Consider the following 20,738-nt stretch of genomic DNA (forward strand, 5'->3'; position numbering starts at 1 on the left):
CTATATTTGGGAACATTATATTTATCCTTAGTATTATTGTAATTACCATTCATAGCTAGAGTTATATTCTTGTCAATACTCTTTAATCTATCGAATATGTATTTAATAATTTTGTATCCAATTAGTGAACTCACTATAATTAATAAAAGAATTAAGGATTTAACTATTACATATTTGTATCTATTCAAGATTTCAAATTCCATATAGACTTTAAGAATATCTATTCCAGCAATTAATAAAATAACAACTGCATAAACTCCTATTAAAGCCACCACATATTTTTTAATATTACTATCATTCAACAAATTTTTCATTGCTTATCACACCTTAAATCCCATGTGTAACCCAAACCTCTTATGGTTTTTATGTATTTTGGTTTAGTTCTATCTTCTTCAATTTTGGACCGTATACGTTTTATATTAACTGCAATTGTATTTTCATCTACATAGTTTTCATTAACATCCCATACGTTACTTAGAATCTGTTCCTTAGTAATAATAGTTAGAGCATTTTCCATAAGTAGCTTTAATAATTTGTATTCTGTGATTGATATAGAAATATCTTCATTATTCTTAGTTAATCTAGCTTCATTCAGATAAAATTGTATATCACCGGATATAAACCTTGTATAAGATTTTTTATCAATCCTTCTAAAAACAGCATTCATTCTGGAGATTAAAACACTTAATTTGAAAGGTTTTGTAATATAATCATCTGCTCCCATATCAAGACCTGTAACTATATTAATTTCTTCGTTTAAACCAGTAAGAAATATTATTGGCACATCACTTCTATTTCGTATATACTTACATAGCTCATATCCTGAACCATCTGGTAGATCTATATCTAATATAACTAAATCAAATAATTCATTGGAAACCATTTTCTTTCCATCAGATATAGTTTTACTTATTATAACATTATAGTTATTGGATTTTAATGCAATATGTATTCCATAAGCTAAAGAATTATCATCTTCCACTAACATTATTTTTTTCAATTCAATCTCCTCCCACAACATTTTAACATAGAATTAAGACCCTTAATATGATATACTGAAAAAAGTTTAAGTACAATTATTAAAACAATTATATTATTAGAGGTGAATCAAATGACTCAAAAAGAACGAATGCTCGCTGAACTACCTTATAAAGCATGGTTAGATGGTTTAGAAGAAGAAAGAATGGAAAACAAGAAAAAAATCTACTTATATAATAATTTATCCCCAGATAAAACAGAAGAGATGAAATCTACTATTAAAAGCATACTTGGAAAATCAGGAGATCATGTTTTTATAGAACAGCCTTTTCATTGTGATTATGGTAAAAATATTGAAGTAGGCGAAAACTTTTTTGCAAATTATAATTGTATAATGCTTGATGTAGGTAAAATAAGAATAGGTAAGAATGTAATGTTTGCTCCTAATGTAGCTGTCTATACAGCAGGACACCCTATTCACCCAGATTCTCGTAATTCTGGATATGAATATGGTATAGAAGTAACTATTGGAGATAATGTCTGGATTGGTGGCAACGTAATTATAAATCCTGGTGTAAATATCGGCAACAACGTGGTAATCGGTTCGGGCAGTGTGGTTACAAAAGATATTCCAGATAACATGATTGCTGCAGGAAATCCTTGTAAAGTGATTCGTGAAATAACGGAATCTGACCGTAAATACTATTATAAAGATAGAGTTTTTGACGTTGATGATTACAAGTAATAGATTATATTATACTTATTAAGAATAACAAAAAACCTCAATAGTGAGGTTTTTTTGGTTTATGTAAATGTTCTTAATATATAATACATTTTACCTTTATTATGTATCTGATAATAATAACGGTATATCACATTATGATTTTTTAGAATACCCATTCTTTTATGGTATTATCGTAAAACCACTGATTTATATCAGCATTGAAGGTAAGATTATCATTGGTTATTGTGATATTCTCTGGATACCAATCATCACTGCCAACTTTTTTTAACCATACTTTTGTAATTACAGTATTAGGTAATCTGGAATATTCTACCCAATACCAATCATTATCACCTTTTTCAAAATCATTGTAACCTGATTTATCTAACAAATCTTCATGAGTTGTACCATCACTTAACTGGACTCCAAAATATACATCGCTATCTGTTCCATAGGCATCAAATAGACCACCATCTTTGGTTTTTATACGAATATCAACTTTGTCCAAAATATAATTGCATTCAGAGACAACTATATCAACAGCTGTGTTACCTATAAACCAACTATTAAGAGGTTTCAAGAAATGGCATTGATTATCACTGCTTGTTACTTCTACCTCTACAGGATACCAGTTATCTTCAGCAGTTCCTGCTTCCCAGCCTCTTTGTTTTCGTATCCACGCTTTTCTTATTTCAGGGCCTGCTGATTTTTCTAATGTAACAGTATATGTATCATTATCACCTTTTTCATGATCATTGTAGCCTGATTTATCTAACTTCCATTCGTGCATTCTACCATTTTTTAATTCTATACCAAAGTATATATCATTATCTGTTCCATAAGTATCAGTTAGTCCCCCATCTTTTGTTTTGACACGAATATCAAGGGTAATATCACTATCATATGTATTACTACATACAGAAGATGGGTTTGCAATCTCTTTTGCAAATCGATATAAAACTCTAGCTATCCCTCTTTGGGTACTTTTCATTGTAATATCTGCCACACCATTCCATGTAGATTCATTATCGGCTACAAAATTGTTATGGTATTGCTCATATCCAATTATAGCTCTCATATCACATTCCTTAGTTATAAAATCTGGTAGATATTCATCTTGTAATGTATCTGAATAATTAGATGTACTAGTATTGCCACCTAGTGTGGTTATACTGTATTGATTTTTAGTATTTTCTACATAGGTTTCAAAGGTACTATGTTTTGTAATATGCTCTTGGGTACCCCCTATAGCATTTGATGCATGATGAGAATTACATAGATCTGCAAAGTAGTGCATCGCATTTCCTAAAGTATATATTGCATTATTGTAATCTCCACTTTTCCAATATTGTAATGCCCATCCTATGTATTCTTTTGAACGATATTCTGCTGTTTGATATACAAAGTCTAGAAAAGCAAGTTCTCCTTCATTAGAAGCAGTAAAATTTGTTTTGGTATAGGGATTATAGAAATGGTCTTGATATAATGAGAAATTTTTGTCATCAAAATCTGGCATAATAGCACCACGTTTAAAATCTTCTATGGATGCTTTTAATTTATTAATTACATCCATGAATTCACTATTATTTCTGTCATCTGAGCATAAGTCATTTTCTAAAATTTGTAAAGCTTGAGTTACCAACAAAGTATGGGTGTTTGGATCTTGGTCAAGCTCACTAGCCCATCCAAATACTGAAGTTGAGATTAATTGTAGCATTAAGGCAACTACAACTGTGAAAAGACTTGCTTTTTTCAAAATATTTTTCATAATCTGGCCTCCATTAAATTTACATTATTTTGTATATTTTCTATAATTATACATTAGCTAGAGGTATATATCAATTTAGCACATGATAAATTTATGTTAAATATATGTAATGAAGCAATTTTATAATATACTTATAAAATTTATATAATTATAATTGTTTGTGAAAGGCTATATATCCATTATTTCAAAAAAACAAAAGCCTTCTTGTTAATATGTTCTAATTATTAACAAGAAGGCTTATTTGATGTTTTACACATCTAGTATATTTAATAATATATCTACACTCTACTTAGTAAAATATTCTACACCTGACTTAAATATCATTTGGTCTTTTTTACCAATTATATTGTTTGCAACATTAGTTCCAATACGTTCTGAATGTCCCATTTTTCCAAGAACTCTACCATCTGGACTAGTTATACCTTCAATAGCGTATAATGAACCATTTGGATTGAATCTAATATCCATTGTTGGATTACCATCAAAATCTACGTATTGCGTAGCTACTTGACCATTATCAAATAGTTTTTTAGCTATAGCTTCATTCACTATGAATCTACCTTCACCATGTGATACAGGTATAGCATGTATGTCGCCAACATTTACATTAGCTAGCCAAGGTGATTTATTTGATACTATTTTGGTATTGGCCATACAAGATATATGTCTACCTATTGTATTATAAGTAAGAGTTGGGTCATCATTAGTTAATTCCCTAATATCTCCATATGGTACAAGTCCAAGCTTGATAAGTGATTGGAAGCCATTACATATACCAAGCATAAGTCCATCTCTATTTTGTAATAATTCTAGCACAGCATTCTTGATGTATTCATTTCTAAATATAGTTGCAATGAATTTACCTGAACCTTCTGGTTCATCTCCAGCACTAAAACCTCCAGGAATCATAACCATTTGACTGTTATTAATCTTGTCAGACATTACTTTAATAGAATCTTTTATATCTTTTGATGTTAAATTCTTGAACACGAACATATCTACATCTGCTCCAGCTTGTTCAAAAGCTTTTGCTGAATCATATTCACAATTAGTCCCAGGGAATACTGGTATGAATACTTTTGGTCTAGCTACTTTATTTTTACAAGTATATACTTTGCTTTCTTTATACAATTGATTTTTTACATCATTAGTCTCTTTTGTTTTAGTTGGATATACATCTTCTAATGTATTTGTCCATGTATCAATTATCTCATCAATATTTATTAGTTCATTTTTATATCTAATAGCTGTCTCTGATGTAGTATTACCTATATGAATATAATTAAGTCCATCTAATATATCATTATATTTTATGTTACCATCAATTTCTATCAATATACTACCATAATCTCTTGAATATAGATTTTCTGTAGTAATCGAGTCATTAATATTTACTCCGATTTTATTACCCATAGCCATCTTGGATATTGCTTCTACTAATCCACCATAACCAACTGTATGAGCTGATAGTATTAGACCATCAGTGATAAGTTCATATATCTTGGAATAATTTTTCTTAAGCTCTTCAAAATCAGGTAAGTCATAAGAATCTCTTGATAGTGGTATATATATCAGGTTACTATCTGTCTTTTTAAGTTCTGGTGATATTACTTTGTTAACATCTACCACATCTACTGCAAATGATACTAACGTTGGTGGAACATCTATATCATTAAAAGTTCCTGACATACTGTCCTTACCTCCTATTGAAGGAAGGTTTAATATTTCTTGAACATGATAAGCTCCAAGTAAAGCACTAAATGGTTCTCCCCATCTACTACTATCTTTACCAAGACGTTTGAAATATTCTTGAAAAGTGAATCTGATCTTCTTGTAATCTCCACCTGTAGCAACAATCTTAGCTATTGATTCTACAATAGAATATACCGAACCATGATAAGGACTCCATGACATAAGATATGGGTTGTAACCATAACTCATAACTGTTCCTGTAGATGTATCCCCTTCTAGTAATGGTATCTTAGCAACCATTGTTTCAGTAGGAGTTAGTTGATATTTACCTCCATAAGGCATAAATACACTACAAGCTCCAATGGAACTATCAAATTTCTCTACTAATCCTTTTTGGGATGCAACATTGATATCTCCCATTATATCAAGCCATTTATCTTTAACTGTATCTTCTTTTTCTTCTTTTTGAACAAAATAATTATTTTCTTGTATTGGTGATAGAACATGTACATCTGTTGTTGCTTTTGCTCCGTTAGTATCTAAGAAATCTCTACTGATATCTACAATACTGTTTCCGTTCCAATTCATCACTAATCTTTTTTCTTTTGTTACATTGGCAACAACAACAGCTTCCAAGTTTTCTTTATTAGCACAAGCAATGAACTCATTAACAGAATTTTTATCAACAACTACAGCCATTCTTTCTTGTGACTCTGATATAGCAAGTTCTGTTCCATCAAGACCTGCATATTTTTTAGGAACTTTGTCTAAGTCGATAATAAGACCATCTGCTAATTCACCTATAGCAACTGAAACTCCACCTGCTCCAAAATCATTACATTTTTTTATCATATTGCTTACTTTTTTGTCTCTAAACAAACGTTGAATCTTTCTTTCTGTTGGTGGATTTCCTTTTTGTACTTCAGCACCACAAGTATGGATGGAATCTTCAGTATGCTCTTTTGATGAACCTGTTGCTCCACCACAACCATCTCTACCTGTTCTTCCACCTAATAGTATTATTATATCTCCTTCATCAGAAGTCTCTCTTATAACATTTTCTCTTGGAGCTGCTGCAATGACAGCACCTATTTCCATGTGTTTTGCAACATAATTAGGATGATATATTTCATGAACCTTACCAGTTGCAAGTCCTATCTGATTACCGTAAGAGCTATAACCATGAGAACTTTCTGAGGCTATTTTTTTCTGTGATAATTTCCCGGGTAATGTTTTGTCAAGTGAAGTCCTTGGATCTCCTGAACCTGTAACCCTCATTGCTTGATAAACATATGAACGTCCTGACAATGGGTCTCTGATTGCTCCTCCAAGACAAGTTGCGGCTCCACCAAATGGTTCAATCTCTGTTGGATGGTTATGAGTTTCATTTTTGAACATAACCAACCATTCTTCATCTTTACCATCAACATCTACATCTACCACAATACTACAAGCATTGATTTCCTCTGATACTTCTAAATCATCTAGGCAGCCATCTGCTCTTAACTTTTTCATTGCAAGTAATGCTATATCCATAAGGCAAACATCTTTTTTATCTGCTTTATCTCCTAAAACTGCTTTTCTATCTTCTAAATATTTTTTGTATGTTGATTCTACAGGCTCATTATATTTTCCATCTTCAAAAGTAACCTTCTCAATAGCTGTCAAGAATGTTGTATGTCTACAATGATCTGACCAATAAGTATCTAGAACTCTAATCTCTGTAATGGTTGGATTTCTTTTTTCTACGTTAGCAAAATATTCCCTAGTAAATAATAAATCATGGGTACTCATAGCTAGTCCTAATTGTTTCCATAATTCCCCTATCTGCTCTTTATCCATAGATATGAATCCATCTATATAAGGAACAGTGTTTGGAATATCAAATTCCAAGTCTAGAGTTTCTGGTTTATCAAGTTCTGCTTCTCTTGAGTCAACTGGATTGATGCAATATTTTTTTACTCTTGATAAGTCTTTATCACTAATATTTCCTTGTAGAACAATTACTTTTGCTACTCTAACAATAGGATTAACGTCTGCATTCAGTATTTTGATACAACTAGCAGCTTGGTCTGCTCTTTGGTCATATTGTCCAGGAAGATATTCTACTGCAAAAGCTGTCTCTTCGTTTTTAAGGTTCATTACCTCTTGGGATAATATATCTACTTGTGGCTCTGAAAATATAGTATTCAGGGCACTTTTATAAGCTTCATCTGTTACATGGGCTACATCATAGCGATTTACTATTCTTACATTATCTAAACTATCTAAAGACAAATTGTTTCTAAGATCATTAAGCAAATGTTTTGCTTCTGTATTACAACCGATTTTTTTCTCAACAAAAACTCTTCTAATTGTATTCATAATAACCTCCTAAGGTTTTTATTTACATTATAATAATACCATGTTATGATTATTAAGTAAAATTAATAATACTAATATTACTTATAAGGAGAATTAATAAATGAATATTAATCTGGAGCTTTACAAAGTTTTTTATTATGTAGCTACTACTTTAAGTTTTTCTGAAGCATCTACTAAGCTCTTTATTTCTCAATCGGCAGTTAGTCAATCTATTAAAACTCTTGAAAAGAATCTTAATACAACTTTGTTTAATCGTAATACCAAGAGGGTGACTCTTACTCATGAGGGCAGTCTTTTGTTACAGCATATTGAACCGGCTATTAATTTAATTCATAATGGTGAAAATAACATTATGGAGACAAGGAGTCTTAATCAAGGGAAGATTCATATAGGTGCCAGTGATACTATTTGTAAATATATTCTTTTGCCTTATTTCAAGAAATTCCATTCGGTCTATCCTAATATTCATTTACAGGTTACTAATAGAACATCAATCAAATGTGTGGATTTGTTAAAGCAAGGTAGTGTGGATTTTATTGTTACTAATCTTCCTAATAGGAATATTGGTAGTTCTTTGGTGGTTAGGGAGTTTTATAAGTTTAGTGATGTTTTTATTGGTGGAAATGATTTTAAAGAACTTGAGAATAAAAGTGTGTCTTTGAAAGAATTGATGAAATATCCTTTGTTGATGTTGGAGAAGAATACTACAACTAGTCAGTATATAAATGGGGTTTTTGAGTCTAAGGGGCTTGTTTTATCTCCTGAGATAGAGCTTACTAGTATTGATTTGCTTGTGGAGTTGGCTAAGATTAATCTTGGGATTTCTTTGGTGCCGGATTATTGTATAGATGATCAATTATTGAAGGATGTTTTTGAGATAAAGACTAGGGAGGTGTTGAGTGAGAGGAGTCTTGGGATAGTTAGTAAGAAGAATATTCCGTTGTCGATTGCGGGGAGGAAGTTTGTTGATTTTATTTTAGAGTAGCTGGGGGTGGTAATAGATGGTACAAAAGGGTCAGGGTATAAGGGATTAGAATAACTTGCCTTACTCTGGGAAGCGATCGGTCTGCGTTATTCTAATCCCTTATACCCTTCGGACGATATGTCGGGTAACTATAATATGTAGCATCTATTATTAAGGATTTCTTTATAAATCATTTGGTGTTTTGTAGGAATTCTAGGGCGTATTGTGCGTATAGTTTGCTGCCAAGTTGTAGTGCTTTTTCGTCAATTTGGAAGCAGTCGTGGTGAAGTGGGTAGGATGTGTTGGGGGTTCCGTCACAAACGCCTAAGAAGGCGAAAACTCCTGGGACTTGTTCTAAGTAGCGGGAGAAGTCTTCGGAGGCTGTCATTTTGGGTTTTAGGCTTAGTGCTTGTTCGCCTGCTATTTTTTTTACTGCTTTTTTGGCTATTTCACTACAATATATGTCATTGATTACTGGTAGTAGAGATTTGGTATAGTTAATATTTGCTGATGTATTATACATTTGTGTTGTATGTGTAGCTATTCTAAGTAATGCTTGTTTACAATAATCTCTTGTGTCAACGCTAAAGGATCTTAGGCAGCCATATAGGACAGCCTTTGAGGCTAAAATATTTGCTTTGACTCCAGCGTCGAATTTTCCAATAGTTATAACTGCTGAGTCTAATGGATTAATTTCACGAGATATTATCTCCTGTAAATTGACTACAAGATTAGAGGCAGCTACGATTGCATCAGTACCTAGATGAGGTAGTGCTCCGTGTCCGCCGGATCCTGTTATTGTTATAGTGAAGTCGTCGACACCTGCCATACGTGGACCGCTTTCAATTGATATTTTTCCAGTTGGAAGATCGGTGATGACATGAATAGCGAATATAGAGTCTACATTGTTTAATATGCCAGTTGCGACTATATCTTGGGTTGCTTCACCAGTTTCTTCTGCGGGCTGAAAAATTACTTTTATGGAGCCATTAATATTGTCTTTGTTTTCGTTTAGAATTTTTACGGCACCAAGTAACATAGCGGTATGAGCATCATGTCCACATGCATGCATTACGCCATGAGTTTTAGACCTATAGCTGACATCATTTTTTTCTTCTATAGGGAGGGCATCAATATCTGCTCGTAGGGCAACAGTTTTTCCGGGTTTGCCATGAATAGTTGCTACAACTCCTGTATTACATATAGTATAGTAAGGAACTCCTATGGATTCTAGTTCTTGAATAATCTTTTTGTTAGTATTATATTCGTTTAGGCTCAACTCTGGGTTTTGGTGGAAATAACGTCTAAGTTCTGTAACATATGTTCCAAGCTCAAAAGATAAATCGTTCAATATACCACTCCTCCAACCTTTTACTATTGTGTGTTCATTTTTTCATAGATAATCTCAGAAGCAGTATTGACTATCTTTTTATCCATTTCTACAAATTGGTTACTGATAATTAATTTTAGTTTATCCATTACGATATAATAAATAGCTCCTTCATCTAAGCCTTCAAAATTCAGTTGATATTTATCTGCGAAATCGTCCAGATTGTAATTGTCTCCGAACCATTCTATTATTTTGTTGATATCATTATCTCTATTAGTCATTTTATTTGATTCTCTACTAATTCTTTTTGCACTGTTTATTGCTACTATGACAAATGCTATACCTATTGCTAGTAGTAAACCTGAAAATAAGTATTTGTTGCTAAAGTTAATTACTATAACTTCCAATAAAGATAAGATACTTACTACTACGAGGGCAGCTCCTATTACTCCAAATGTATAAACACTTGATTTTAGGTCTTTTAAGGCTGTATCATCGTTATAGTTTTCTGTTTCATACTCATTGGTTATTTCTTCTTCCTCATCTTCTTCGGTCTCTTGTTCCTTTTTTTCTTCTGCTTTTGTAAGCATGTAACCTTTTAGAAATTTGATTGATTCTTCTAGTTCTTTTTCGGTGACAAAGATAGCATAGTAGTATTGATTTTCTTCCTCTCCATCTTCGTCTTCAATTTTTTCATATTTTACTTTTTTTATACCACTGTATTCTAGATATTCTTTTACTTGAATAATTTGTTCTTCCTCAGTTGTCTTTATTAATGGTTTCCACTCAATAATATCTTCTAAGCTGTCAACTAGTTCAATTTTACAATCAGCACATAGTTTGACACCTTCTTCATATTCACATTTACATTTTGGACACCATGGCATATTTTGTTCCTCCTACTCTTTTAAATAATTGTTCTATTGTTATTATACTAGAGGCTTGTTTACCTATCAATAAAAAAACATTAGTTTATAAAAATAATTCAATTATTTTCCAAATTGTTATAGAAAAAATGATATTTTGTGTTAGAATTAGATTGTTAGGAGGATATAACTGTTATAATACTACAATATAATAGTTCTAATGAAAATTTATATCTAGGAGGGAACAAATATGAATATGAGATGGAATCTCAACAAACTATACACTTCTTTCGAGTGTGAGGAATTAAAAAATGACTTTCAGCTTGTAGATAAACTAATAAAAGACACTACAGATTTTGTAAATACTAATTTTACAGATACTGATAATGCTAAAGATAAGCTTGAAAAATATCTAGAAAACAAAAACAATATAGAGAATTGTATAAGCAGATTATATGATTATGGTTATTTAACTTATAGTGTTGATACTAAAAATGTAACAGCTCTAAAACAAATGGAAAGAGTAGAGAGTTACCTTCCTAAACTAACTATTATTGATGTGAAGTTTCAAAAATGGATTAGTGATTTAGAAAATCTTGATGATATCATTGCTTCATCAGATATGTTAAAAGAACATGAATTCATTATCAAAAGTAGCAAGAGATTATCAAAGTATTTATTAAGTGATGCAGAAGAGCAGCTAATAGCTGAAATGCAGAATACAGGTTCTAATGCTTGGGCTAAATTACAAGATACTGTTACATCTTCATTATTGGTTGATTATGAAGATGAGAAATTACCATTGACCGTAATTAGAAATTATGCTTATGACCCATCAGCTAAAAAAAGAAAAAAAGCTTATGAAGCTGAGTTAAAGGCATATGAAAAGATTGATCAATCTTCAGCAGCTTGTCTTAATGCTATTAAAGGAGAAGTTATCACTATAGCTAAAAAAAGAGGTTATGAATCACCTCTTGATATGACACTTGTTGGTGCAAGAATGGATAAAGAAACTCTAGATGCTATGATGACAGCTATAAAAGAATATTTACCTCATTTCCATAAATATCTTAAGAAGAAAGCTAAGATGCTTGGACATGAAGGTTCTCTTCCATTCTATGACTTATTCGCTCCAGTAGGTGAAGTTGATATGTCATATACATTTGAAGAAGCAAGAGATTTTATTGTTAAAAACTTCAGCTCCTTCAGTAATAAACTTGGTAACTTTGCTGACAATGCATTTGAAAACAGATGGATTGATGCAGAACCTAGAAAAGGTAAGATAGGTGGAGCTTATTGCAGCAATCTTCATTGTATAAAAGAAAGTAGAATCATGGCTAACTTCTCTGGAAGTCTTAACGATGTTACTACATTAGCTCATGAACTTGGACATGGATATCATGGTGACTGCTTGAAAGATGAATCAAGCTTGAATAGTGATTACCCAATGCCAATAGCTGAGACTGCTTCTATTTTCTGTGAGACTATAGTTATGAATGCGGCTCTCAAGAATGCAACAGATGAAGAGGCTCTTGTTATTTTGGAAACTGATATCATGGGTTCTAATCAAACAATTGTTGATATATATAGTCGCTATCTATTTGAAACTGCATTATTTGAAAATAGAAAAGATGCTTCCTTATCAGTGGATGAATTAAAAGAGATTATGTTAGAGGCTCAAAAAGAAGCTTATGGTAACGGACTTGACCATGATGTATTACATCCATATATGTGGAATTGTAAACCTCACTATTATTATTTTGATGCTAATTTCTATAACTTCCCTTATGCTTTTGGTTTATTATTTGCAAAAGGTTTATATGCTAAGTATCTTGAAATGGGTAATGATTTCATACCTAAGTATGATAAACTTCTTGAAGCAACAGGAAAGAATGATGTTAAAGACGTATTAGCTATTATGGATATCGACTCTCATAATGTTGATTTCTGGAGAAGTTCTCTTGAAATAGTAAAAAAAGATATTGATAAGTTTTTGGCATTATAGAAAGAGTATTTATAACACAAGATAATACTTGATTATACTATATAAGTTGAATTAGATATAACTTTCTTATTATAATAGAATTCTATTCAGAAACCGATATTTTGTCATTTTTAGACATTTATGGTGTAAGGATAGAATTCTCTTTTAATTTTCTCAAAATTTTATAAATAAGCTCTTTTATATATTGTAAATATATGGTAATATATTATTATAATGTTAAACGGGGTGATCTTGTGTCTAATCTAAATCATACAATAACAGAAAAATTTCAATGTACAGTTAAAGAAAACGATTATTTTAATAAAAACATACTTGATCAATTAGCTAAATTACAAGAAGTGGCTGCTAAGCTTAATAAAAATATTATCAGAGCTTGTACTTATTGTGGGTGCATTGAGATTAATGCCAATAATAAGCTCTATTCTTATAATGAAGATATTAATTTGGATATGATTAAGCTACTGGATCCTCATCATATTTCTGGGGAATTATGTGAGGATTGTAAGGATCGGATAGAAAAAGATCTTGGAAGCTGCCTATATTATCTAGCATGTATAAGCAATTCATTTGATTTAAAACTTAATGATGTACTTTTAAAAGAAATCGACAAAATCAACTTACTGGGTAAGTTTAATATTGAATGATTCCATAACGATGTTAGTTCCAGTTCCTTCAGAAAGCTTCTTAAAAATTTCTCTTTTAATTATAGATGATAAGGCATGATTCCTATAAAATATAAAAATCATGCCTTAAGGCTATTTATTCGGTTATTATAATTTATGCATTAATGCCTTTGTTGACGTATAAAGCTCCTCAAAAATTCCAAGATAGTGCTGGTAAACCTTATGATTTTTCACATTTGGTGTATACGTATTGCCTGACTTAATAACAGACGAAAGCTCTTCAAAGCTGTCAAAATAATGAATACCCATAGCAGCCATCATTGCATCACCAAAGGATGCTCCAATGGTTATACTTGCTGTATGAATAGTTTCACCTGTAATATCAGAAATCATCTGCATCCATTGTGGATTCTTTGTCCCTCCACCAACAGCCATAATTTTATTAACAGCTACACTATGTTCTTGAAAAATTTTAAAATGCTGTGCAATAGAATAACCAACAGCCTCCAATGCTGAACGATACATATGTTGTTTTGTATGACTGAGCTTTAATCCAAATAGAACACCCTTTGCTAATGGATCATTGATAGGGGTTCTTTCACCAGCAAAATATGGCAGAGTAATTAATCCATCAGAACCTGCTGGAATTTGTTCTATCCCCTTCATCATCTCAGTATATGCATTAACACCTCTTTGTTTTTCTATTTCCAAACATTCTGGAAAAATATTATCACGATACCATCTTGTTAATGTACCTGCAGCATTTGTACCTGCTGAAATATCAAAAGTATTAGGAATAATAAACTCTTCCCGCCAAATTCTATCATCATCTACCAGCTTATCTGTACAAAGAATCATATATAATGAGGAACCAAACATGAGCATCATATCACCAGGCTGTAATACACCTGTACTAATTGCTTCAGCACCTGCATCATCTGTTCCAACAATGACAGGAGTACCGGCTTTCAAGCCTGTTTCTTGAGCTGCTTTCTCTGTTACATAACCCGCTATATCAATGGTAGACATGACATCAGCCAATTGATTAGGTCTGCAAATTGGTTTACAGGTTTCGGGATTTGGAGTACCGTCGGAATGATAAAGAGGATTAAAAGATGCCAATCCCAAAAATCTATCAACTGTATAATTGCCTGTTAACTTTGCCGTAATAAAAGAAGATCCTGTTAAGAATTTATAGGTTTTGGCATATATATCAGGTTCATTATTTTTGATCCATAAAATTTTAGGCATAACATCAGAGGAACATAATGGTCTTCCAAACCAAGTCTTAATTTGTTCTTCTCCAAAATATTCTGTCAGGTATTTCATTTCTTGGGTAGCTCTTGCATCTATACCATATAAAATTGCTTTACGCAAAGGATTGCAATTTTCATCAACAGGCAGACAATCCGCACCTAACGCACTTGCACCTACTGAAATAATGTCGCCATTATCTAAACCTGTTTTCTCTAATAAAGCATTAGAAATCAAACAAAAATCATGCCACCAGACTTTATCTGCATCATGCTCAAAATAGTTAGGTTTTGGATTCTCCATTCCATGAGCAGCAGTATGCGTTGCAATAACATTCAATTCATTATCTATGATAATACCTTTACTTTCATAAGTACCAGTATCTATACCCATAAAATATGATTTTTTCATATACATTCTCCTTTACAATGTTTCTCTGTATTCCTTTACCCTATCCATAAATTCAGTAACTCTCTTTACATCAACAGATTGGTAAAAATCACCATCATACTTAAATGTAGTTCCAACACAGGCTGCATCTGCCGAAGATAGCTTTTCTGTAACATTATCTATTTTGCAACCTGTATTACAAAAAATTGCAACTTTTTCAGAAACACCTTTTACCGTTTGCATTAATTCTGTACTAACTTCTTGGCCTGCTGCAGAAGCAGATATACACAAACCGTCAGGTGAAGCTTTAAAAATAAGAGATTTTGCAATATCCGATAGTTTTCTTGTATCAAGATTAATATCTGATTCGGGATTCAAGAAATAAAGCATTTTTAGTTTATCCAAACCTAAATTAGCTTTACGTCTAAGAATATTAGAAAAATCATTATTATAGAATCCACCATCACCTACATAAACACCAGAGAATGTTCCCCTTACAAAATCCGCATCTACCGCTGCTGCAAGCTCAATGGTTGCTCTTGCATCGGAAATACAGTCAACTCCAAAAGGTACTCGAATCTCACTCATAACCTCACCTATTACTCTAGCCATAGCACATGGTGTAACAAAATCCATTTTTCTTTGATAAGGTAAGCTATACTCGTTAGAGAATAATATACCATCAGTACCTCCATCTTGTAAACTGATAAGATCTTTTCTAGCTTGTGCCACAACATCCTGCATGGTATCCTCTCTTTTAAAAGCGGGATCTCCCGGTAACGCTCGAATATGTAACATACCAATTATTGGTTTCTTAACTTTAAATAATTCTTCAGTCCATAACATAATATTCAACTACTCCTTATCTATTTTAATAACCGTTTTTTCATATTTTTAAGAAGTTTGATTCAATCATAACTATCGTGATCTCAAACGCTTGTGGAACCTCCCCTTTCGTATATTCCTTATATAATACGTTACAGTTGCATAGAATTGCAAAATATTATATAAGTAGCAATCATTTTTATACCACTTTATGTTTGAATTTGCCTCTTCTAATTTGTTTTATGCACTTGAGTGATATAGATGATCATATTTTTATTAACCTATATCCCCTTTTGTTTGATAATTACTCACCTAGCATTGCTTTAACATTATTAATTGCTCGTTTAGTATATAGGCGTGGTTCATTTATATAGGCTGTTACTAGCTCAATTGTTAAATATCCTTGATAATTTATTTCTTTCAATTCTTCCAATAGTTCCTGAAGTGGAAGATTACCTTCACCCGGCATTACATGAGTATCACTGCTACCATCGCTATCAATGATATGCATATGCTGCATTTTTTCACCAAGCTTATCGAAATAAGTCATAATTGACTCGTGCTGAACATATGGCGGTACAATATCACACATACCCGCTAAATGATTGGAAGGAATTTGTTTGAATACCTCAACAAGATCATTCGCACTCTTCACAACGTTAGATTCATAAGGAGTCAGCGCTTCTAAAATCAGCTTATGATCTAATTGTTCTGCATAATCAGTAAGCTCTCTAATATTCAACATTAATCTTTCCCAGATTTCTTCAGTAGTTGCATAATACCCAGCATGCGAAGCAGAAATCAAAGTAAAACCTGCTCCCATTTCCTTTGCCATATCCATAGATAACTTGATATAGTCAATAGAATCTCGACGCATTTTTTCGTCACCAATCATCATATTGTAAGGGTATGCATTTATTTCAGGAGTGTAACCTATAATAGGCACACCATAATATTCCACAAAGCTTTTAAGTTGTTTTATATCCCCATTTTTAAGATCAGGAGCATATGCATGTGGCCTACCGCCCCATATTTCAATACCATCATACCCAAAGCGTTTCGCATCTTTAAATGCGTCTTCCAATGGATTTCTCATATATCCTAAAGTAAACATTCCTAATTTCATAACAAGCTCCTTTCATCATTAAATACCTTAATATGATTAAGCCCCCATAATAACGTCGATCATCTGGATTATGGTCTTCAGTTTAATTAAAAGTTGCAGAACATAAAGAGTACCTGCCTATTTATGTCGTATTTTAAATAATTGCTCAGTTTCTCTGTTAGAACGAATATAAATATACTCACATATCTTCCTTCATGGTTCAAAAACCTCTGCTGTCTTCTCCCCTCCTTTATATTGTTATCTACAGTTATTTTAACAGTAGATATGTTTTTGGTATTTTTAAACCACTTTTCTCAATTTCAGTATATCACCTCTCTTTAAAATAGTCAATATATCAATATTATACAAATGCAACTATACTTTTTTTATAACTTTTTACCAAGTTATTCGTCATATAATGATAATTACATATATAATTTCCTTTTTTATATACCAATATTGACAAGTGCACCCATTTTTTATATACTTAAATTACTCAACAATCTTTAATTTTGGATAATCCGTTACAATATTAAGAAAATGGAGGTTATCAGATGTATAAAACAATTATTTTTGATGTAGATGGGACACTTATAGATACCTCGAAAGCTGTACTATATTCTTTACAGCAAGCTATTTTGGAAGTAGAACATAAAAATATTCCATTAAATAAATTATATTTTGCATTAGGTATACCCGGGAAAAACTCAATAAAATCATTAAACATTAAACATCAAAATGCTTGTGTTCTTAGATGGGATGAATTGTATCAGGAATATTTTATTAAAACTTCAAAAATGTTTGATGGGATAATTGATACTCTAGAAGCATTAAAAGCCAAGGGAATTAACCTTGGTATAGTCACTTCAAAAGAGATTTCAGAGAAAAATAGAGATTTTAAAATACTTAACCTGTCTGAAGATTATTTTAATTCAATTATTTGTTTGGAAGAAACCGTCAATCATAAGCCTCATCCTGAACCACTGCTTCATTATTTGGAAAAAACCAGCACAAATCCTTGGGAAGCAATATACATAGGTGATACCATCCATGATATGAAATGTGCCCATGCTGCAAATGTGGATTTTGCTCTTGCTTTATGGGGTGCACAAGATACAACAGGTATCGTTGCTCAATATTCCTTATCTCATCCAAAAGAATTGCTAAAATTAGCTTTTTGACAATGATAAATTCTGTATTTAGACCAAAAATATATACCTTTTTCATAATTTTTTGAAGAATTGGTTTAGATAGGGGCTGTAGGAAGATACATTTTCCCACAGCCCTTTTTCTTGTATTTGCATATATATTTTTTTAACTGCCACTAAAAAATATAATTCAAAGCCTCGGCAACATTCTGAACCCCTATTACCTTAATACCATCATTGTTAATACCTTTCACATTAGCCTTTGATATAATACATGACTCAAAACCTAATTTCTTGGATTCAAGTATTCTTTGTTCTGCCATTGTAATCCCTCTAACCTCACCAGTAAGACCGACCTCGCCCATAATAACAGTCTTAGGGTTTATTGGTATATTTTTAAAGCTTGATGCAATGGCACATATGATGCCAAGGTCAAGAGCGGGTTCTGTGATCTTCAGTCCTCCAGCGATATTCACATAACCATCATAGCTTGCCAACTGCATGCCTATTTTTTTTTCGAGTACAGCCATAAGAAGTACAACCCTATTGTAATCCGTTCCTGTTGCCGTACGTCTTGGCATACCAAAATTAGTGGGACTCATTAATGCTTGTACTTCAACTAGCATAGGTCTGGTTCCTTCCATACAGCAGGTTACTATAGAACCGGGGCTGTTAAGTGGTCTGCCTGTTAGCATATATTCTGATGGATTGGGGACTTCTTCTAATCCTTTATCTCTCATCTCGAATACACCTATTTCATTAGTCGAGCCGAATCTGTTTTTGACAGCTCTAAGTACTCTGTAAGATGCACTTCTAACCCCTTCAAAGTATAATACCGTATCCACCATATGTTCTAATACACGGGGTCCAGCTATAGCACCTTCTTTAGTTACATGTCCAACAATGAATGTTGATACTCCAAGTCCTTTGGCAACTTTCATTAATGAGGATGTAACCTCTCTGACTTGACTTACGCTTCCAGCAGCTGATGTTATATCATCACTAAAGATGGTCTGGATGGAATCAACTATTACTACACTTGGTTGTAATTCCTTGATAGCTTTGATACATAATGAGAGATTGGTTTCAGTGTATAGAGTCAACCTTTCTCCATTAACTTCTAATCTATCTGCCCTCATTTTTATTTGTTGCAGGGATTCTTCTCCTGATATGTATAAGACGTCTATATCTTGTCCGCAGAGATATTGACACATTTGCAGCAATAATGTTGATTTTCCTATCCCTGGATCACCGCCAACCAAAGTCAGTGAACCTTTTACTATTCCTCCGCCAAGTACACGGTCTAATTCACTAATCTTGGTTGATACTCTTTCTTCTTCGTTCATTTCTATACATGAAAGCTTTTTAGGCTTATTCTTAATATCTATATCATTATTGCTATGCACATTCTTTGTTTTTATCTTGACTTCTTCAACAAATGTGTTCCACTGTTTACATGCTGGACATTGTCCCATCCACTTTGCTGACTCGTTACCACATTCTTGACATACAAATACACTTTTCTGCTTTGCCATAACGTCCTCCCTATTAAACTTTCAACAACAATAGAATTATTGATATCAATCCCATGCAAAAATTAACTAAACATAGAAATGTAACTACTTGTTTTTGATTTAATCCTGCTGATAAAAGTCTGTAATGAACTTGACTTCTATCTGCCTTATATACAGATTTTCCTTCTAAAAAGCGTTTTATTACTACAAAAATATTATCAAATATAGGTACACCTAATGCAAGAATTGGTATAAGTAAAGATAAAACGGTTGCTTGCTTAAATGCTCCATCCAACGCTATAACTCCTAATATATATCCTATAAAAGTTGCACCTGCATCGCCCATATATATTTGTGCGGGTTGCTTATTATATCTCAAATATCCTATAAGTACACCAGTTAATATAATAGCCATCATGGCTGAATTTACCTGACCTTTTGCTAATGCAACAATAAATAATGTTACAGCAGATATGGCGGAAATACCACCAGCTAAACCGTCTAAACCATCAATAAAATTAATAACTGTTGTAACACCAAATATCCATGTGACAGTTAATATAAACTGTAGTATCACAGGCAGTAGAACATATTCATGTGTTATTGGATTTGTAAAACCATAAAAAACCATGCCTGATTGATAGGCAACAACAGCTGCACCCATTTGTACAATAAATTTAGGTAACGCTGGAAATTCTTTTCTCTTGGTTTTAAACCAGTCATCAATGATACCAATGGATAAAATCATCAATGAACCAATAAGTAATGCTATGGATTTGCTGTTTATTCCTCCATTGAAGAACAGATAAGTAACTATAAAACCTAGAAAGATTGCTATTCCTGCTAACCCTGGAACAGGGTTTTTATGGATTTTCCTAGATGTTGGTTTATCAACAAAATCAATTTTTATTGCGAATTTCTTTAGTTGTGGAATTAATAGATACACGATTAAAAAAGCTGTCAAAAAAGCTATAAAGTAATTCATATAATCCTCCTCATTTGCACAAAAAAATAATATCATAAAACAATTATTTTTACAAGGATATGCCAATTTCACATCTTATTTTTTTCCATAACAAAGGACAGCCCTTAAGCTGTCCTAGATTTTTATGCTTTTTTTATTGTTACGCTTTGCATTTCACAACTAGAAAAATCAACACTAAAACTTACTTTTCCAGCTAAGTTGGA

At 32.3% G+C, this 20,738-nt stretch carries 16 protein-coding genes; 5 read left to right on the top strand and 11 right to left on the bottom strand.

What is annotated here, in order from left to right; all coding sequences use genetic code 11:
• Together AACQ14_RS23060 and AACQ14_RS23065 are read right to left on the bottom strand one after the other, a co-directional pair.
• Positions 1 to 314 (bottom strand): hypothetical protein (locus AACQ14_RS23060; protein WP_339365904.1); only part of this gene is annotated, 314 nt, incomplete at its 3' end.
• Positions 311 to 1,000, bottom strand: a complete 690-nt coding sequence (locus AACQ14_RS23065) for a response regulator transcription factor (RefSeq protein ID WP_339365905.1) — start codon at positions 998 to 1,000, stop codon at positions 311 to 313. The genes AACQ14_RS23065 and AACQ14_RS23060, both read right to left, overlap by 4 nt.
• Positions 1,001 to 1,111: 111 nt before the next feature.
• On the opposite strand from AACQ14_RS23065, the gene AACQ14_RS23070 reads away from it, so the two are divergent.
• Positions 1,112 to 1,723: a sugar O-acetyltransferase gene (locus AACQ14_RS23070; RefSeq protein WP_339365906.1), complete on the top strand. Its 612-nt coding sequence runs from the start codon at positions 1,112 to 1,114 to the stop codon at positions 1,721 to 1,723.
• Between the two features lie 142 nt (positions 1,724 to 1,865).
• On the opposite strand, the gene AACQ14_RS23075 is transcribed toward AACQ14_RS23070, so the two are convergent.
• Together AACQ14_RS23075 and AACQ14_RS23080 are read right to left on the bottom strand one after the other, a co-directional pair.
• Positions 1,866 to 3,470 (bottom strand): PLAT/LH2 domain-containing protein, encoded by a 1,605-nt coding sequence (locus AACQ14_RS23075; protein WP_339365907.1) that lies wholly within the window; start codon positions 3,468 to 3,470, stop codon positions 1,866 to 1,868.
• A gap of 285 nt (positions 3,471 to 3,755) precedes the next feature.
• On the bottom strand, positions 3,756 to 7,526 hold the full coding sequence (locus tag AACQ14_RS23080) for a phosphoribosylformylglycinamidine synthase (protein WP_339365908.1): 3,771 nt from the start codon (positions 7,524 to 7,526) through the stop codon (positions 3,756 to 3,758).
• Between the two features lie 100 nt (positions 7,527 to 7,626).
• On the opposite strand from AACQ14_RS23080, the gene AACQ14_RS23085 reads away from it, so the two are divergent.
• Positions 7,627 to 8,511: a LysR family transcriptional regulator gene (locus AACQ14_RS23085; protein WP_339365909.1), complete on the top strand. Its 885-nt coding sequence runs from the start codon at positions 7,627 to 7,629 to the stop codon at positions 8,509 to 8,511.
• A gap of 169 nt (positions 8,512 to 8,680) precedes the next feature.
• Here AACQ14_RS23085 and AACQ14_RS23090 read toward each other — a convergent pair whose 3' ends face one another.
• On the bottom strand, positions 8,681 to 9,841 hold the full coding sequence (locus tag AACQ14_RS23090; RefSeq protein WP_339365910.1) for an amidohydrolase: 1,161 nt from the start codon (positions 9,839 to 9,841) through the stop codon (positions 8,681 to 8,683).
• Positions 9,842 to 9,864: 23 nt separating this feature from the next.
• Positions 9,865 to 10,707: a hypothetical protein gene (locus AACQ14_RS23095; RefSeq protein WP_339365911.1), complete on the bottom strand. Its 843-nt coding sequence runs from the start codon at positions 10,705 to 10,707 to the stop codon at positions 9,865 to 9,867.
• 229 nt (positions 10,708 to 10,936) lie between these two features.
• Here AACQ14_RS23095 and AACQ14_RS23100 point away from each other — a divergent pair, with 229 nt between their 5' ends.
• Both AACQ14_RS23100 and AACQ14_RS23105 read left to right on the top strand, forming a co-directional pair.
• Entirely contained in the window at positions 10,937 to 12,691 is a 1,755-nt protein-coding gene (locus tag AACQ14_RS23100; protein ID WP_339365912.1) for a M3 family oligoendopeptidase, read from the top strand.
• A gap of 233 nt (positions 12,692 to 12,924) precedes the next feature.
• A complete protein-coding gene (locus tag AACQ14_RS23105; protein WP_339365913.1) occupies positions 12,925 to 13,335 on the top strand; it encodes a nucleoside triphosphate pyrophosphohydrolase family protein in 411 nt (136 codons plus the stop codon).
• Positions 13,336 to 13,461: 126 nt separating this feature from the next.
• Here AACQ14_RS23105 and AACQ14_RS23110 read toward each other — a convergent pair whose 3' ends face one another.
• The 3 genes from AACQ14_RS23110 to frlC all read right to left on the bottom strand — a co-directional run bounded on the left by AACQ14_RS23110 (position 13,462) and on the right by frlC (position 16,909).
• The gene (locus AACQ14_RS23110; protein ID WP_339365914.1) at positions 13,462 to 14,979 is read right to left on the bottom strand and encodes an FGGY-family carbohydrate kinase; all 1,518 of its coding nucleotides are present in this window, start codon (positions 14,977 to 14,979) and stop codon (positions 13,462 to 13,464) included.
• A 12-nt stretch (positions 14,980 to 14,991) separates the two neighbouring features.
• On the bottom strand, positions 14,992 to 15,804 hold the full coding sequence (locus AACQ14_RS23115) for a BtpA/SgcQ family protein (RefSeq protein WP_339365915.1): 813 nt from the start codon (positions 15,802 to 15,804) through the stop codon (positions 14,992 to 14,994).
• A gap of 283 nt (positions 15,805 to 16,087) precedes the next feature.
• Complete coding sequence (gene frlC, locus AACQ14_RS23120; protein WP_339365916.1) at positions 16,088 to 16,909, bottom strand: fructoselysine 3-epimerase; 822 nt, start codon at positions 16,907 to 16,909, stop codon at positions 16,088 to 16,090.
• Between the two features lie 533 nt (positions 16,910 to 17,442).
• Between frlC and AACQ14_RS23125 the strand changes: the two genes are divergently transcribed.
• A complete protein-coding gene (locus tag AACQ14_RS23125; RefSeq protein WP_339365917.1) occupies positions 17,443 to 18,069 on the top strand; it encodes an HAD family hydrolase in 627 nt (208 codons plus the stop codon).
• Positions 18,070 to 18,212: 143 nt separating this feature from the next.
• Here AACQ14_RS23125 and radA read toward each other — a convergent pair whose 3' ends face one another.
• On the bottom strand, positions 18,213 to 19,571 hold the full coding sequence (radA, locus tag AACQ14_RS23130) for a DNA repair protein RadA (protein ID WP_339365918.1): 1,359 nt from the start codon (positions 19,569 to 19,571) through the stop codon (positions 18,213 to 18,215).
• A 13-nt stretch (positions 19,572 to 19,584) separates the two neighbouring features.
• A complete protein-coding gene (locus AACQ14_RS23135) occupies positions 19,585 to 20,535 on the bottom strand; it encodes an MraY family glycosyltransferase (RefSeq protein ID WP_273320686.1) in 951 nt (316 codons plus the stop codon).
• Positions 20,536 to 20,738 lie beyond the last annotated feature (203 nt).

It is taken from the genome of Vallitalea maricola (assembly GCF_036985595.1).
GTDB classification, from domain to species: domain Bacteria; phylum Bacillota; class Clostridia; order Lachnospirales; family Vallitaleaceae; genus Vallitalea; species Vallitalea maricola.